At 46.5% G+C, this 15333-nt stretch carries 12 protein-coding genes; all 12 read right to left on the bottom strand.

The features are described 5' to 3' along the window. Positions 1-133 precede the first annotated feature (133 nt). Positions 134-763, bottom strand: a complete 630-nt coding sequence (locus tag IBX48_RS08380) for an NTP transferase domain-containing protein (RefSeq protein ID WP_296833130.1) — start codon at positions 761-763, stop codon at positions 134-136. After that, entirely contained in the window at positions 738-2009 is a 1272-nt protein-coding gene (locus IBX48_RS08375; protein WP_296833128.1) for a molybdopterin molybdotransferase MoeA, read from the bottom strand. The genes IBX48_RS08380 and IBX48_RS08375 overlap by 26 nt, the downstream gene beginning before the upstream one ends. Further along, positions 1996-2982: a glycosyl transferase family protein gene (locus IBX48_RS08370; RefSeq protein ID WP_296833126.1), complete on the bottom strand. Its 987-nt coding sequence runs from the start codon at positions 2980-2982 to the stop codon at positions 1996-1998. The genes IBX48_RS08375 and IBX48_RS08370 overlap by 14 nt, the downstream gene beginning before the upstream one ends. After that, on the bottom strand, positions 2975-4372 hold the full coding sequence (gene cysG / locus IBX48_RS08365) for a siroheme synthase CysG (protein WP_296833124.1): 1398 nt from the start codon (positions 4370-4372) through the stop codon (positions 2975-2977). The genes IBX48_RS08370 and cysG overlap by 8 nt, the downstream gene beginning before the upstream one ends. Beyond that, on the bottom strand, positions 4372-7092 hold the full coding sequence (locus tag IBX48_RS08360) for a nitrate reductase (protein WP_296833122.1): 2721 nt from the start codon (positions 7090-7092) through the stop codon (positions 4372-4374). The genes cysG and IBX48_RS08360 overlap by 1 nt, the downstream gene beginning before the upstream one ends. Then, positions 7089-7439 carry a nitrite reductase small subunit NirD gene (gene nirD / locus IBX48_RS08355; protein WP_296833120.1) on the bottom strand — a complete coding sequence of 117 codons (351 nt, stop codon included), beginning with the start codon at positions 7437-7439 and terminating at the stop codon, positions 7089-7091. The genes IBX48_RS08360 and nirD overlap by 4 nt, the downstream gene beginning before the upstream one ends. A 9-nt stretch (positions 7440-7448) precedes the next feature. After that, a complete protein-coding gene (gene nirB / locus IBX48_RS08350; protein WP_296833118.1) occupies positions 7449-9986 on the bottom strand; it encodes a nitrite reductase large subunit NirB in 2538 nt (845 codons plus the stop codon). Then, positions 9983-11230 carry an FAD-dependent oxidoreductase gene (locus IBX48_RS08345; protein ID WP_296833116.1) on the bottom strand — a complete coding sequence of 416 codons (1248 nt, stop codon included), beginning with the start codon at positions 11228-11230 and terminating at the stop codon, positions 9983-9985. Before IBX48_RS08345 ends, nirB begins: the two co-directional genes overlap by 4 nt. 45 nt (positions 11231-11275) lie before the next feature. After that, complete coding sequence (locus tag IBX48_RS08340) at positions 11276-12064, bottom strand: ABC transporter ATP-binding protein (RefSeq protein WP_296833132.1); 789 nt, start codon at positions 12062-12064, stop codon at positions 11276-11278. A 21-nt stretch (positions 12065-12085) separates the two neighbouring features. After that, positions 12086-12907, bottom strand: coding sequence for a nitrate ABC transporter permease (gene ntrB / locus IBX48_RS08335; RefSeq protein WP_296833114.1), 822 nt, complete (start codon positions 12905-12907; stop codon positions 12086-12088). 44 nt (positions 12908-12951) lie between these two features. Then, a complete protein-coding gene (locus IBX48_RS08330; RefSeq protein WP_296833111.1) occupies positions 12952-14247 on the bottom strand; it encodes an ABC transporter substrate-binding protein in 1296 nt (431 codons plus the stop codon). A 282-nt stretch (positions 14248-14529) separates the two neighbouring features. Beyond that, on the bottom strand, positions 14530-15333 hold an 804-nt coding region (locus tag IBX48_RS08325; protein ID WP_296833109.1), incomplete at its 5' end, for a nitrate- and nitrite sensing domain-containing protein.

Raw genomic sequence — 15333 nt, 5'->3', positions numbered from 1 at the left:
TTTTTTTAATTTCAATTTCAGCGCAGCTACGCTCGGCGGGAATCGGATAACTCATCAGCAAGGCTCATTTTATCAGGCGCATAGCGTAAGCGATTGAGACGATGCGGTCAACGACTTAGCACGGCACAGAATATTACTTAGCTAAACTTGAATCCTCAAGCTGATGGGGATAGTTAAGATTGGTAAATTCGACAGAGTCGGCTGAAAAATCAACCGTTTGAAAGGGTTGTTGTGCTAAAAACCCTTTAATTGAACGTTGTTGGCTATTTAGATAGCTATTGAGTGCGGGAAGTTGGTTGGTGTTTATCAATAGATGAGCATATTGAAGCTGTTCAGAAGTTGCCGCCACCGCTAGTTCAGCTGATGTTTGCGTCATGCTGTTCACATAATCGACCGGAATCTGCGGCGTATCGACCGGCCAACTTAACCAGCGTTTTGCGATGTCTGAAACCAACGCTTGTTGGATGCCCATCAGCGGGCCGCCATAAGTCGGCTGATGTTGGCTTCGTTCATCGGTTAAAACCGGCAGTTTAAAGCTTTCATAAGCCTTTAAATTACGATTAGCGCTGATCACAATCGGGCCATTAAATTGGGATTGAAGCTGACGTACCACACCTTGAATCAGCGGCTGGCTTTGATAATCAAGCCAACCTTTATCTAAGCCGTTCATACGTTGGCCTTGGCCACCGGCTAAAATCACGATACCCAGTTCGGCTGGTGTGTGGGCAAACATCTCGCTATAAACCCAACTGATCAAACGCAATAAACCGAACCTTGTCACCCGGTTTAACCTCTTGTCCGGCGGCGAGCTTAACCCAACCTTGTGCTTGGGTCAAACTCAACAAATGGCTTGATCCTTGTTGCTCATGCAATTGCAATCGAGTCTGTCCCGCCACAGAACAACATGAGACCAATAACCAATGCATTTTGTTATCGGGTTTAAACCAACTAAAATCCGCCGTAACTTCGCAATAAGGCAAATCAAATTCGCAGGCGTTCGCCGCTAATAACCGACAAATAACCCGCCGACCAAATAACAACATAGACACCATTGCGGCGACCGGATTACCAGGTAAAGCCAACAACCAGGCCTGGTTGATTTTGCCAAGGGATAAAGGTTTGGCCGGTTTCATTTGCACATGCCAATGATATGATTCACCCAGTTTCGGCAAAACTTGACGAATATAATCACGCGACCCAACCGATGAACCGCCAGTGGTTATAATCAGGTCATACTGATCGGCATAATCGACTAAGGCTTGTTTGATTTGGGTTGGATCATCCGCCAGATTTTGACTATCACAAACCCAGCCAAACACCGCTTGAATATAGGCGGTTAAACCATAACGATTGGCATTGTAAGTTTTGCCTTCGATGTGTTTTTCTCCCGGTTCAATTACTTCATTGCCGGTATTTAATAGCAGTATTTTTAAATCGGCTTTAACTTCTACTTTATCAATACCAACCGATGCCAATAACGCTAAATGCCTTGGTTTTAAGCGTTCACCGGCTTGAATCAGTAATTGGCCTTTCGCCAGATCAGATCCTATTGGTTTAACATGTGCGCCCTGCTTTATCTTATCTAAATATTTTAAAACACCCGCTTCAATCAGCGCTTGTTCTTGGGTAATCACCGTATCCGCATCTAACGGCATTAATGCGCCGGTGCTAATCCGACAGGCACTTTGGTTTAAGGCTAATTTACGCTGATCTCCGGTCCAACTCACGCCATCCTCCACTGTTAAATCAACTAAGTTTTGTGCGGTTTGCCAATTAAACGCATAACCATCCATCGCACTAATTGGAGCGTTTGGCCAATCCATTGGCGCATAAACGGCTTTTGCATTGACTTTGTGTAAGGCTTGATTTAACAGCAAAACTTGATGTTTTTGAGCGGGCGTGATTAATCTATCAAGCTCTGCTAGCAAGTCCTCATAACTGATTTCGACCGCGCCGGTGTCATTAGCGTACATAATAGGTTTTAAGCCTGCAAATTCAGCTAACCACATGACGAGTCTGCCAAAGTTGTTGCGCCTCATTTAACGCCCTCGCATAATCCAGGTTTTTTAACCCTTGCAGCGCAACACAAGCGGTTGCAATCACCGCGCCCTCGCCGTAACTATCCTGGCGTTTACCCTGCCACAGTGCTAATAACTCCGCTAACGTCCAATTATCCGGGCGTTCTTGGCGTGGAATCAATGCGTTTTGTGTCGTTTCAACCACTTCGCCATTACGCCAGGCATACACATGACTTAACGCATCCGGGCGCATTTCCGCTTCACCGCCTTCGCCTTTAAATACCAAATTGGTGGCGTAACCCAAAGCTTGTGCGGTTTGCAGATGTAATTGCTCAACCCCTTTGTGAAAAATGCCTTGTACCGCCATCGGTGCATTCAGCGGATTGAGCAGTTTAACCGCGGTGTTAAACACGGTACGCACGCCAATTTCTTCTTTTAAATGCAAAATATGACGCAAATCAGGCGCGAAGTTGGTTAAGGGTAAATAAACCAATCTACCGGGTTCGGTGAGTATCGCACGCGCCTGTTGAAGCGAGCTTGCTTGCGGAATATCGAGTGCAAATAAAAAGTGTTCGGCATAATGACGATCGGCAAACTGGCCTTGATCGCCATGCAATAACACGCCAAAACCCGCTTGCGCCAGCAGCTTTAAACTCAATAGATAATAAGGCGGATAACGCCATTTTCCGGCATAGGCCGCCCAATCCAAATGCAAACCCGGTGGGCAGGCCTGGTTGTCCAAACCAAAACGTTGACGTGTGCCTTTAACAAAACCTAACAGTTCGTCCGGTGTTTCGCCATTCGCTCGCATAAGCAATAAAAACGCACCCAATTGTTTTTCTGTCACCAGACCATCTAAAATCATCGCCAATGCGTCTTGCGCTTCTTTTTGCGTTAAGGCGCGGCGGGTTTTTGGCCCCTTACCGAGAATGCGTAAATAAGCCGCGAATGGATGATCAGCCATAACTCGACTCCTTAAGCACAAACTGCTCATCAACACATTGCACGACTTGACCAATCATAATTAACGCCGGTGCTTGAATAGCGGCTTGCGCCACCTTTAGCGGCGCGTTTTGCAGATCCGACACTAAAACGCGCTGATTAACGCGGGTGCCGTTTTCAATCACCGCTAAAGGCGTGTTTGGCGGCATACCGTGTTCAATCAGTTGTTGGCAAATAATCGCGATATTGCTTAAGCCCATATACACCACCAGGGTTTGATTTGGATCAACCAAACACGCCCAATCTAAATCCACCAACCCTTCACGAGTGTGACCAGTCACCAACTTCACGGATTGCGCATAATCTCGATGCGTTAGCGGAATACCGGTGGACGCGGCGATGCCCGAAGCGGAGGAAATGCCCGGCACCACCGTGCAACTAACATTATGCGCACGTAATAATGCTTGTTCTTCTGCGCCACGGCCAAAAATATACGGATCACCACCTTTTAAACGCGCAACTTTTTTGCCCTGTTTTGCCAAATCAACCAGTAATTGATTAATTTGTTCCTGCGGTAACGCATGATTAGACATGGCTTTACCGACATAAATTCGCTCGGCTTCACGGCGCGCCAGATTTAAAATTTCCTCCGACACCAAACGGTCGTAAACCACCACATCGGCTGTTTGCAATAAACGCAACGCTTTCAGGGTGAGTAATTCAACATCACCCGGCCCTGCGCCGATTAAATACACCTCACCTTGAGAGACCGCTAAATTTGCTTGAAATTGTGCAAAAGATTGCGCACAAATTTCACGCGTTTTCTCCCAACGCCCGGCCAAGGCTTCGCTATAAAACGCGCCACTTAACAAGGCTTGCCAAAAGTCTTTGCGCGCCTTTTCATCCAGCAACGGATTGTAGAAAGCGCGTAATTCTTTTAACAAATCCGCCAAATCACCTATTCTGCTCGGCACCAGTTTTTCTAATTCAACCCGTAAATGGCGTGCCAAAGTCGGCGATCGACCGCCAGTTGATACCGCCAACGTAATCGACCCTCGTTGCATAATGCTGGGCAAAATAAACTCACATAACTCGGTTTGATCGGCGATATTGACTGGAATCTGTAAAGTGTTTGCGGCGGCGTAAACCGCTTCATTCACCGCCTGGTCATCGGTAGCGGCCAACACCAGTTTGGCATCGACCAATAAAGCAGGATCAAAATCGGCTTGCAACCAACGGACTTGGTTTTCTGCAACCATACGTTGCATTTCGCCGCGTAATTCAGGCGCAATCACGGTCACCAATGCGCCGGCTTGTATAAACAAATCGGATTTACGCGCCGCAATTGTTCCGCCGCCCACTACACACACTTTTTGGCCACGAATGCGCAAGAAAATAGGTAGATAGTCCATTAGATTCGCTCCGCCAAAAGTTGCTTAAGTTCAGGAATACACGAACCGCAATTGGTGCCGGCACAGGTGACTTTGCCCAGTTCAACCAAAGAATATGCACCCTGTTTAATGGCTTTACGCAGGGTGTTTTCACCCACTTGAAAACAACTGCAAATCATATTGCCGACATCTTCAATACCGGCATCACGTCCGGCCATCATTGCTAAACGTTGCGCTGGGGTTAATTCGGTTTGGTTAAATAACGACGCCACCCAATCGCTGGCAGGCAAATCATCCAATCTCGGCGCAAAACACAAGATCGCCTGTAATTGCCCATCTTTAAGCCAGGCATAACGCCCAACTTGCATAGCGTTGTCGTTATAACTAATGCATTCAACTGAGCTGGATTGAACATCAAATTCAGCCGAAAAGTCAGTTAAATTCAATGTATGTTGCCCGGCTAAAAACCATAGCGTGGTGTGTTGCTGCGGCACTTTAATCCAATAGGCATTTTGATAGGCTGACGGAAACCAATTTGGATCGCTGCTCAAGAACCAGGCATGGTGGTTAACCGCCCAGAGTTCAATATTCACCACCGCATGTTTACTTTCCGGCTGGCCGGAGATGGGATCAACAACCGCCGGAATCAACCGATCAATACGTGCATTGCTTGCATATACCGATGTCCAATGAATTGGCGCAAACACCTGGCCGGGTTGTAAACCGTCGTCAAACTCCACTCGCATCAAGGTTTCTCCCAAACGCGAACTGACTTTGACAATATCACCGGCTTTAATCTGTCCGCCGGGTTGTAAAGCATCGCTATAACAATCAAGCGGATGCAGACTTAACAAGGGTTCGCGCCGATGTTGCAATAATCTGTCGGCTTTGGCGGTGCGTGTCATGGTGTGCCATTGGTCGCGGTAACGCCCGGTATTAAGTACAAACGGATAATTTTCGCTTGGCATTTCAAGCGGTAATTTAGGTTGAATTGCAATAAAGTTGGCTTTTTGGTTGGGCGTAAAAAACGCCGCATCACTGAACATACGCGCGTTTCTTTGCGGATTTTGCGCGGTAATTGGCCAAGCGGTCGGCGTTAAATCGTCATATTGTTGAGCGCTTAAATTCAACCAGCCGGATAAATTAAAATCACGCCGACTAAACACGCCGTCATTTTCAAACGCTGATAACGCCACGTGTTCTTTAAAAATGTCATACGGACTTTGGTAATTAAACGCCGTTTTAAACCCCATTTTTTGCGCAACTTGCGTTATCCACCACCAATCGGCTTGCACCAGGCCTGGTGCTTGTAGAAACGCGCGCTGCCGTGAAATCGTGCGATCCGAATTGGTCACCGTGCCGTCTTTTTCGCCCCACCCGGCGGCGGGCAACACAATATCCGCCACGCGCGTGGTATCGGTGTCCGCCATATTGTCTGACACAATCACCAACGGACATTTTTCGAGCGCTTGGCGAACAAAATCGGCATCTGGCATCGACACCACCGGATTGGTATGCATAATCCAAATAGCTTTAATTTGGCCGTTATCTACCGCTTCAAATAAATCCACCGCTTTTAGACCGTTTTGTTGCGCCATATTTTGCGCTTGCCAAAAACGTGCCACCCGTTCAATGGATTCGGGTTGATTAAAATCCATATGCGCCGCCAATTGATTGGCTAAACCACCCACTTCTCGCCCACCCATCGCATTCGGCTGGCCGGTAATCGAAAACGGCCCGGCACCGATTTTTCCGATGCGCCCAGTGGCTAAATGCAAGTTAATAATGGCATTCGATTTGTCTACACCGGAGCTGGATTGATTAACGCCTTGCGAATAAAAGGTCAGCATTTTAGGCGTGTTTTTTACCCAACTGCAAAGCCTGGTCAGGTCATCCAAACAAATACCGCAGGCTTGCGCCAGTTTGTTTAAATCGCCAGCAGACTGTTGGGCGCTGGCCAAAGCCTCAGCAAAGCCTTGGGTGTGTTGGACGATAAAGTCTTGATCCAATGCATGTTGATTCGCCAAATACGCCAACAAACCGTTAAACAGTAACGCATCCGAACCTGGTGTAATCGCTAAATGCAGATCGGCAAAATCGCAGGTGGCGGTGCGTCGTGGGTCAATCACCACCACTTTTTTGTGCGGAAAATCACGTTTGGCTTGCGCCATTTGTTGATACAGAATCGGATGCGTCCAAGCCGCATTCGAACCGACCAAAATCAGTAAATCCGCCTGGTTTAAATCTTCATAACTGCATGGCACAGTGTCAGAACCAAATGCGCGTTTATACCCCGCCACCGCCGAAGCCATACACAAACGTGAATTGGTGTCGATATTTGCCGTGCCGATAAAGCCTTTAATCAACTTATTGGCGACATAATAGTCTTCGGTCAACAATTGGCCGGATACATAAAAACCTATCGCATCGGAGCCATATTGCGCTAATACCCGATTTAGCCCATCTGCCACCGCCGCTACCGCTGTGTCAGTATCAACCGCTTCGCCATTTACTATCGGCTGTAACAAACGCCCTTCCATACCCAAGGTTTCGCCAACCGCGCTGCCTTTAACACACAATTTTCCCCAATTAGCCGGGTGTTGCGCATCGCCTTTCATGCGTAGATTCGTGTTTGATGCATCAACCTCAATTCCGCAGCCGACACCGCAATAAGGACAGGTCGTGCGCGTAGTTTGATTGTTAAGTCGCTTAAGCACCAGGCCTGGTAATGGCGGTTTCATGGCAACTTTACCCATACTTCACTGGTGTCATCAGCCTCGTCAGAATCTGCACCACGTAATTCAACCGCATAGACTGCGATACTAACGTCAGGCTGTTCGACACACACTCCGGTTTGCAAATTGAAATGCTGTTTGTATAAAGGCGAAGCCACCACTAATTCGCCTTTAATACTGCCGATAATGCCGCGCGACATCACGCTGGCTTCACCAATCGGGTCAAAGTTATCCAATGCAAACACTTGACCTTTGACATAAAACAACGCAATCGGCGTTTGCCCCATTAAGGCCGGAATGCCGGCATTTTCAATCAAGTCAGTTAGTTGGCAAATTTTAATAAACTGTGTCATAAACGTTCCTTACACCAATTCCAATGCGATAGATTCCAATCGTTCCTGCGCGTTGGCTGGACGAAGTTGACCGCGTTCCCTGACATACACTTGGTTAGGATCAGGCTGGTCAGCATTAACGAAGTTATAAAATAAGCGTGTTTTTTCAGGATCATCCACCACACGTTTCCAGTCGCATTCATAGCTGTCCACCAAGGCCTGCATTTGGGCTTCAAGTTGTTCACAAATGCCCAGCGAGTCTTCAATAATCACTTGACGTAAGTAATCAATGCCGCCCTCCATGTTGTCGAGCCAGGTGGCGGTACGCTGTAAACGATCAGCGGTTTGGATATAAAACATCACAAGACGGTCGATGTATTTGATTAACGTGGCGCGATCTAAATCCACCGCAAACAGATCGGCATGGCGCGGTTTCATACCACCGTTACCGCAGACAAACAGGTTCCAGCCGTTTTCGGTCGCAATCACGCCGAAATCTTTAGCTTGCGCTTCGGCGCATTCACGGGTGCAACCCGATACCCCCATTTTCATTTTGTGCGGCGAACGCACACCTTTGTAGCGGTCTTCAATTTCAATTGCCAAACCAACCGAATCATCTATGCCATAGCGACACCAGGTTGAACCAACGCAAGACTTCACCGTGCGCAAGGCTTTGGCATAGGCTTGGCCGGATTCAAAACCGCCCGCAATCAAACGTTGCCAAATCGTCGGCAAATTGCTCAGCTGCGCACCGAATAACACAATACGTTGGCCGCCGTTAATCTTGGTATATAGACCGTAATCCTTCGCTACTTCACCCAACACAATGAGTTTTTGTGGCGTAATTTCACCACCCGGAACACGCGGGATCACTGAATAAGTGCCGTTTTTTTGCATATTGCCTAAATAACGGTCGTTGGTGTCTTGCAACGGAATGTTGTGTTTATCTAACGCATAGGCGTTCCAAATCGAACCTAAAATCGAACCCACCGCTGGTTTGCATATATCACAGCCCTCACCTTCGCCATGTGCGTGTAACAAGGCATCAAAGGTTTTATAACCGTTCACTTGAACTAAGTGATACAGCTCTTGGCGCGAATAAGCAAAGTGTTCGCAGATATTTTTCGATACTTCCACACCGCGTTTTTCCAACTCAAAATTCACCACTGACGTGACTAACTGCGTACAACCGCCACAGCCGGTACAGGCTTGGGTTGACGCTTTAATATCCGCCAAGCAGGTTGCACCTGCTTCAATCGCCTCGATAATATTTCCCTTGCTGACGTCATAACAGGAACAAAGCTGTACGCTCAGCGGTAATGCATCCGGGCCAAAACCGACTTTTGCGCCGGAACGAGATGGCAGAATTAAATCATCCGGGTGTTCGGGCAAATCCATATCATTGAGTTTGATTTGCAGTAAATTGCCATAGTCTTCGGTGTCGCCCACCAAAACCGCCCCCAGTAGTTTTTTTCCATCGGGTGATACCACTAATTTTTTATAAATTTCCTGCGGGCCGTTTTCATAAATAAACGATTTGGCCGATTCATCGTTACCATGCGGGTCGCCAATCGAGGCCACATCCACGCCCATCAATTTGAGCTTGGTGGACATATCCGCACCGCTAAAAAACGCAGGTTTGTGGTTAAGTTGATCTACCACCGATTGCGCCATTACATAACCCGGAGCAACTAAACCGTAAATGATGCCTTGATGTAACGCACATTCACCAATCGCATAAATATGTGGATCGGAGGTTTTGCAATGATCATCAATCACAATGCCGCCGCGTGAGCCAACCACCAGGCCTGCTTGTTTGGCTAACTCATCTCGCGGGCGAATACCGGCCGAAAACAATATCAAATCGGTTTCTAACTGTTCACCATCAGAAAATACCAAACGATGACGTGCGTGTTCGCCGTCTTCAATGCGTTGAGTGGCTTTGGAGGTATGAATATCCACGCCTAACTGACCGATTTTGCGTTTCAGCATTGCCGCGCCACCTTCATCCAACTGCACTGGCATTAAACGCGGTGCAAATTCGACTACATGGGTATGTAAACCTAAATCTTTTAATGCTTTGGCGGCTTCTAATCCCAATAAACCGCCACCAATCACCACCCCGCTTTGGCTGGTTTTAGCCGCCGCATCAATCGCTTCTAAATCTTCAATGGTGCGATAAACCAAACAGGCTTCGCGATCATTACCGGCAATCGGCGGCAAAAATGGATAAGAACCGGTCGCCATAACTAAGACGTCATAACTTTGCACCAGGCCTGGTTGTGTAGTCACGGTTTTGGCTTGGTTATCTATCGCCGTAACCTTTTGGTTTAAACGGATATCAATACCATGTTGCTCATAAAAACCGTCCGCTACAAGGCATAAATCCTGCGCGGTTTTACCGGAAAAGTAGGCTGATAAATACACACGGTCGTAAGCGACACGTTTTTCTTCACCAAACACCACCACATTAAAATCGTTAAAATTCGCCGACTTAACCAACTTTTCTAGAAACGCATGACCCACCATGCCGTTTCCGATAACGACGAGATTCACTTTCGTTTTCATGCCACATTCCTCTCATAATAAGCCTGCCCCAGCACTAAAGACTGGCGCTGATGTGCGCTGATAATAGTTTGTTGTAAATACAGGTTAAACAACCATTGCGCATCTTGAATCTGTCCAAGCAATACCGCCGAATGCACGCGGCCGCTAACCAAAACCACCTTGCGGTACACGCCTTGTTTTTTATCTTGGTAAACCAGCGTTTGTGCGGTTGAGTCACTCGGCACAGGCGAACCAAATGACACCACATGAATGCCGGACACTTTGAGCTGCGTGGACGAGATTTGATTAGCAAATACCCTACTGCCATCTTTTAATAGATTTTGTGCTATAACCTTGGCTTGGCGATAAATCGGCGCCACCAAACCATAGGTATGACCATCAAACTCAACACATTCACCTAAAGCAAGAATATCGGCCTGACTGGTTTGCATTTGTTGATCAACCAACACCCCTTGCTTACACAGCAAACCGCTGCGTTGAGCCAGTTCAATGTTTGGCTGAATCCCGACCGCCATCACCAGCGCTTTAGCGTCTAAATGCGTGCCATCATCAAGCATCACGCCGTTTACGTTTTGCTCAGTTTGAATAGCCGCCAATTGCGAATTTAATCTAAAAGTGATGCCCAATCTTTCAAGCTGGTTTTGCAACATCCGACCGGCTTCGTTATCCAATTGTTGGCTTAAAATACGATCCGAACGGTGCAACACCGTGACTTGATGGCCTTGTTTCACTAAACCATACGCGGCTTCCAATCCCAACAAGCCACCACCTACCACCACAACCGGTGCCGGATTTTGCGGTGGAATCGTCAGTAGACGTTGCACATCTTGCACATCGCGAAACGTCAGTAGGTTTTGTTCATTCGCGCCCTTAACCGGCAAACGAACTGCTTGTGAGCCGGTTGCCAATACCAGTTTGTCGTATTGAAAAACCGCATCAGACTTGGTGATCACTTTGGTTTTTTGCGTGTCGATCTGTGCTACTTTTTGTGAGAAATGTACACTTATGCCATGCTGATCAAACCAGGCCTGGTCATGCGTAGTTATCTGCGCCAAACTCTGCTGTCCGGCCAATACATGCGACAGCAAAATTCGGTTATAACCGGCTTCAGATTCGGCACTTAACACTTGGACGTTAAAGCGTTTATGTGCATTTAATTCCACCATCTCATCCAGTAGTTTCATGGTCGCCATACCCAAACCAATAATCAGTAAATCTGGTTTAATCTGTGTCGCAACACGCATGTTATGCCCCTTACTCAACTGAATTTTTTATTTAATCGAGGTGCCCTAATGTTTACGCTGTTTTTCATGTAAGAAATGCAGCACTTCATGACGATAATGGTTGTATTCAGTGTTATCCGCCATTTCGATACGATCACGCGGACGTGGCAATTTAATATCTAAAATCTCGCCGATAGTGGCTTCAGGACCATTGGTCATCATCACAATTCGATCTGATAACAACACCGCTTCATCAACGTCATGTGTAATCATTAACACCGTGCTGTTTAAATCGGCTTGTATGCGCATCACCTCATCCTGCAGATGCGCACGCGTTAACGCATCCAACGCACCAAAAGGCTCATCCAATAACAACACTTTGGGCTCCAACGACAACGCACGCGCAATACCGACACGTTGTTTCATACCACCGGAAATTTGCGAGGGTAAACGATCTAAAGCATGCGACATATGCACCATATCCAAGCTTTTCAAAATCCACTCATGGCGTTGTTTAGCATTCATCGTATTTTTAAATGCCTTGTTAACCGCCAAGGCGACGTTTTCATATACGCTTAACCACGGCAACAACGAATGGTTCTGAAACACCACACTTCTGTCTCGGCCCGGGCCTTTGACTTCTTTACCATCCAGTACCACATCGCCACCCGTCGCATCCAACAAACCGGCGACGATGTTTAACACGGTCGATTTACCGCAACCGGAATGGCCGATAATCGAAATAAACTCTCCCTGTTTGACTTGTAAGTTAATGTCTTTTAAAACATGGGTCTGTTTTGAGCCTTCGCCAAACGTCATGCTCAGATGTTCAATTTGTAGGTATTTTTCTTTCATCATGATTTCTCCTGTTCGAGATTAGCTGGCCGAAGTGCCACGAGTAATGCGATTACCGACAAACGCAACCAAACGATCCAAAATAAAACCGACAATGCCGACATAAATTAGGGCTAATACAATTTCACTAATATTTGATGAGTTCCACGCATCCCAAATGAAGAACCCAATCCCCACACCACCGATTAACATTTCAGCGGCTACAATCGCTAACCAAGACAAACCAACGCCAATACGTAAACCGGAGAAAATATAAGGCGCCGCCGCTGGCAACATGATTTTGGTGAAATACTCATAACCATTTAGGTTTAATACCCGCGCCACGTTACGATAATCTTCAGAAATATTTCGAACCCCGACCGAGGTATTGATAATGATTGGCCATATCGCCGTTATAAAAATAACGAATAACGCAGAAGGCTGGCTATCCTGAAAACCGGCCAAAGATAAAGGCAACCACGCCAAAGGCGGCACGGTTCTTAATACTTGAAAAATAGGATCTAACCCACGCATGGCTAAAGTCGACTGACCCACTAACACACCCAAACTGACACCCACAATCACGGCTAAAGTAAACCCATAAGCGACTCGTTCGAGACTCGCTAAAATCTGCCATCCAAGGCCAACATCATTGCCACCGTGATCATAAAAAGGATCAACAATTAGCTCCCACGTTTCGGCCAACACCCGAGTCGGCGAAGGCAAGGTAGAACCGCTTGCCGACGTAAGCCACTCCCAAAGCAATAACAATATAAACAAAACCAATATTGGTGGCAGGAAGTGATCCCGACTATACAATCCCACCATTTTTAACCGCTGACTTACTAAGACACCATTACTCATCACTGACTCCTAGAGGGAGCACAAGGCTCCCACTTTTATAAAAATTAAACGCGTTTAATCACCAAACTATCTAAATAGGCTTGAGGATTTTTGGGATCAAACACCTTACCGTCAAAAAAGGTTTCGATACCGCGTGAAGTACTTTCAGGAATATCAGATTTATCAACACCGAGAGCTATCGCCGCTTTACGCCATAAGTCTTCTCGGTTGACCTTGTCAACAACCGCTTGACTGTCTAGGTCTTTAGGTAAATAACCCCAGCGTTTGTTTTCGGTTAAAAACCATAGATCATGGCTTTTGAAAGGATAGGAAGCATTGTCTTTCCAATAACGCATTTGCTCGGGATGATTTTCGACAACACGGCCGGTTCCGTAGTCAAAGTCACCTTTCATACGATCAATAATGTCGGCGAAAGGCGCATTAATCCAACGACGTTTGGCACAAATCTGAGCAACCTCTTCTTTATTTTGAGGCTCTTCACAGAACATTTGCGCTTCCATCACCGCCATTAATAAAGCCTGGGTAGAGTTTGGATTGGCATCCACATAATCTGCCCGCATCCCCAAAGCCTTTTCAGGATGTTTGCTCCATAACTCGCCAGTGGTATTGGCGGTATAACCAATTTTTTGATTAATTAACTGTTGATTCCAAGGTTCGCAAACGCAGAAGGTATCCATGCTACCTACCCGCATATTGGCAACCATCTGGGCCGGAGGTACAACGATGGTGTTAATGTTTTGATTCGGGTCAACTCCCCCCGCCGACAACCAATAACGCATCCACAGATCATGTGTACCACCCGGGAAAGTCATGGCTGCGTTAATCGTCGCACCGCCGGATTTTTTGGACTCAAGCGCCGTTTTAAACTGCGTAACATCGGTGCCTACTTTTAGATCTTTGTACTCATTGCCAACCGAAATGCATTGACCGGCTAAATTTAAACGCGCCAAAATGTACATTGGCACAGGTATGTTGTTGGGGGTCATGGCCCCGGTACTAATCAAATAAGGCATAGGCGTTAAGATATGAGCACCATCAATCCCGCCACGCGCCGAACCTAACACCAAGTTATCTCGGGTAGTACCCCAAGAAGACTGCTTTAACACCTCCACATTCGTCATGCCATGTTTAGCGAAAATCCCTTTTTCTAATGCCACAAATAAAGGGGCTGCGTCGGTTAAGGCAATAAATCCTAGCTTGGCGGACGTTGTTTCCAACTTACCAGGAGCCGCCGCTAACGCCTGATTGGTCAACCCCGGAAACAACCCTGCCGCCATACCGACACTCGCGGTTTTTAAAAATTGACGTCTTGATAAACCATTTAAATTTGTCTGTTTCATCTTTCTACTCCAGTAAAACGTGCAAACAAAAAAGGCGTCCATCATCGTCCAACCGAAGTGGGTTGAAAATGATGGACGCCTTTGTCCAGAAGAATTAAATTATTGCCTTATGCCAATATCAGCTGAAAGCAACTTATAATAAACACTTTTTATGCCAGTACCTTAAATAAATTATAAGTAATTGTTATTTAACGTTATTTTACTAGGCCTTAATTATTAAAAACTCAAAAACATTAATTATCCTACCTTTATGCACCATAATGATTACTTTATTGCACCATTTTATTTAAATTCAATCTGCTTGAGCATTTTTTTGGCGACATCAACCATTTTTTGACCCGATTGCATCGCGCTTTCGCGCATCATTTTATGCGCGGCCTCTTCAGTAATACCCTTTTGTAAAATCAGCACCGACTTTGCGCGCTCAATAAAGGTTCTCTCCAGTAACGCTTGCTTGGTTAATACCAACTGCTCCTGAACATCATGCAGATGCTTACTTTGCAGCTGGATTTTATGCAGCAATACATCTGCGGTTCTCGAAAAACCAAACTCGGACTTGTAGGCGATATTCGAAGTCACTTTTGCTTGCTTTTCCTCACGAAACCCGGCGACCAGCGTTTGCTCATTCGAAAGTGCCGTTTCAGCTTTCTGCAGCTTCTGGGCGCATAAACGCAACAACACATCAATCAATTCACTTTCAATTTTATGCAATCCTTCAATGCGCCTGGTTGATTCATCAAACCACTGTTGCGCCAACGCCCCATCCGCCAAACCTGTTAAATTCGGCTGCCTAAAATAATTAAAAGCGTCCTGGGTTATGAGTAACTGCTTTAATTTCGTGGCCTGCTCCGTTTGCGCAAAACCCACAAAACCGTCAAAAAAATAATCCTGTTCTTCAACTCGGTGCTGCAACAACTCAATAAGCGCACGATCTCGATTCGACTGCGCAAAATACAAGGCTCTTAACGCTCGTTCTTGCCCGGCATACTCCTTTGCCTGCATAAAATTAAATAACGCCACCATGGCCTTGGACACATCACCATCTACTGACATCTCCGTCATCTCAAGAATCACAGCTAAAAACAT

It is taken from the genome of Thiomicrospira sp., from assembly GCF_014859555.1.
In the GTDB taxonomy this organism is placed as follows: Bacteria; Pseudomonadota; Gammaproteobacteria; order Thiomicrospirales; family Thiomicrospiraceae; genus Thiomicrospira.
The sequence above is the reverse complement of the archived record's forward strand: the minus strand, read 5'-3'. Positions and strand labels throughout refer to the sequence as shown.

Excerpts from the sequence above, each read along its gene's own strand:
- IBX48_RS08345 (WP_296833116.1), bottom strand. The coding sequence starts at position 11,230 with ATGCGTGTTGCGACACAGATTAAACCAGATTTACTGATTATTGGTTTG.
- IBX48_RS08340 (WP_296833132.1), bottom strand. The coding sequence starts at position 12,064 with ATGAAAGAAAAATACCTACAAATTGAACATCTGAGCATGACGTTTGGC.
- IBX48_RS08370 (WP_296833126.1), bottom strand. The coding sequence starts at position 2,982 with ATGGCTGATCATCCATTCGCGGCTTATTTACGCATTCTCGGTAAGGGG.
- IBX48_RS08330 (WP_296833111.1), bottom strand. The coding sequence starts at position 14,247 with ATGAAACAGACAAATTTAAATGGTTTATCAAGACGTCAATTTTTAAAA.
- nirB (WP_296833118.1), bottom strand. The coding sequence starts at position 9,986 with ATGAAAACGAAAGTGAATCTCGTCGTTATCGGAAACGGCATGGTGGGT.
- cysG (WP_296833124.1), bottom strand. The coding sequence starts at position 4,372 with ATGGACTATCTACCTATTTTCTTGCGCATTCGTGGCCAAAAAGTGTGT.
- ntrB (WP_296833114.1), bottom strand. The coding sequence starts at position 12,907 with ATGAGTAATGGTGTCTTAGTAAGTCAGCGGTTAAAAATGGTGGGATTG.
- IBX48_RS08375 (WP_296833128.1), bottom strand. The coding sequence starts at position 2,009 with ATGTGGTTAGCTGAATTTGCAGGCTTAAAACCTATTATGTACGCTAAT.
- nirD (WP_296833120.1), bottom strand. The coding sequence starts at position 7,439 with ATGACACAGTTTATTAAAATTTGCCAACTAACTGACTTGATTGAAAAT.
- IBX48_RS08360 (WP_296833122.1), bottom strand. The coding sequence starts at position 7,092 with ATGAAACCGCCATTACCAGGCCTGGTGCTTAAGCGACTTAACAATCAA.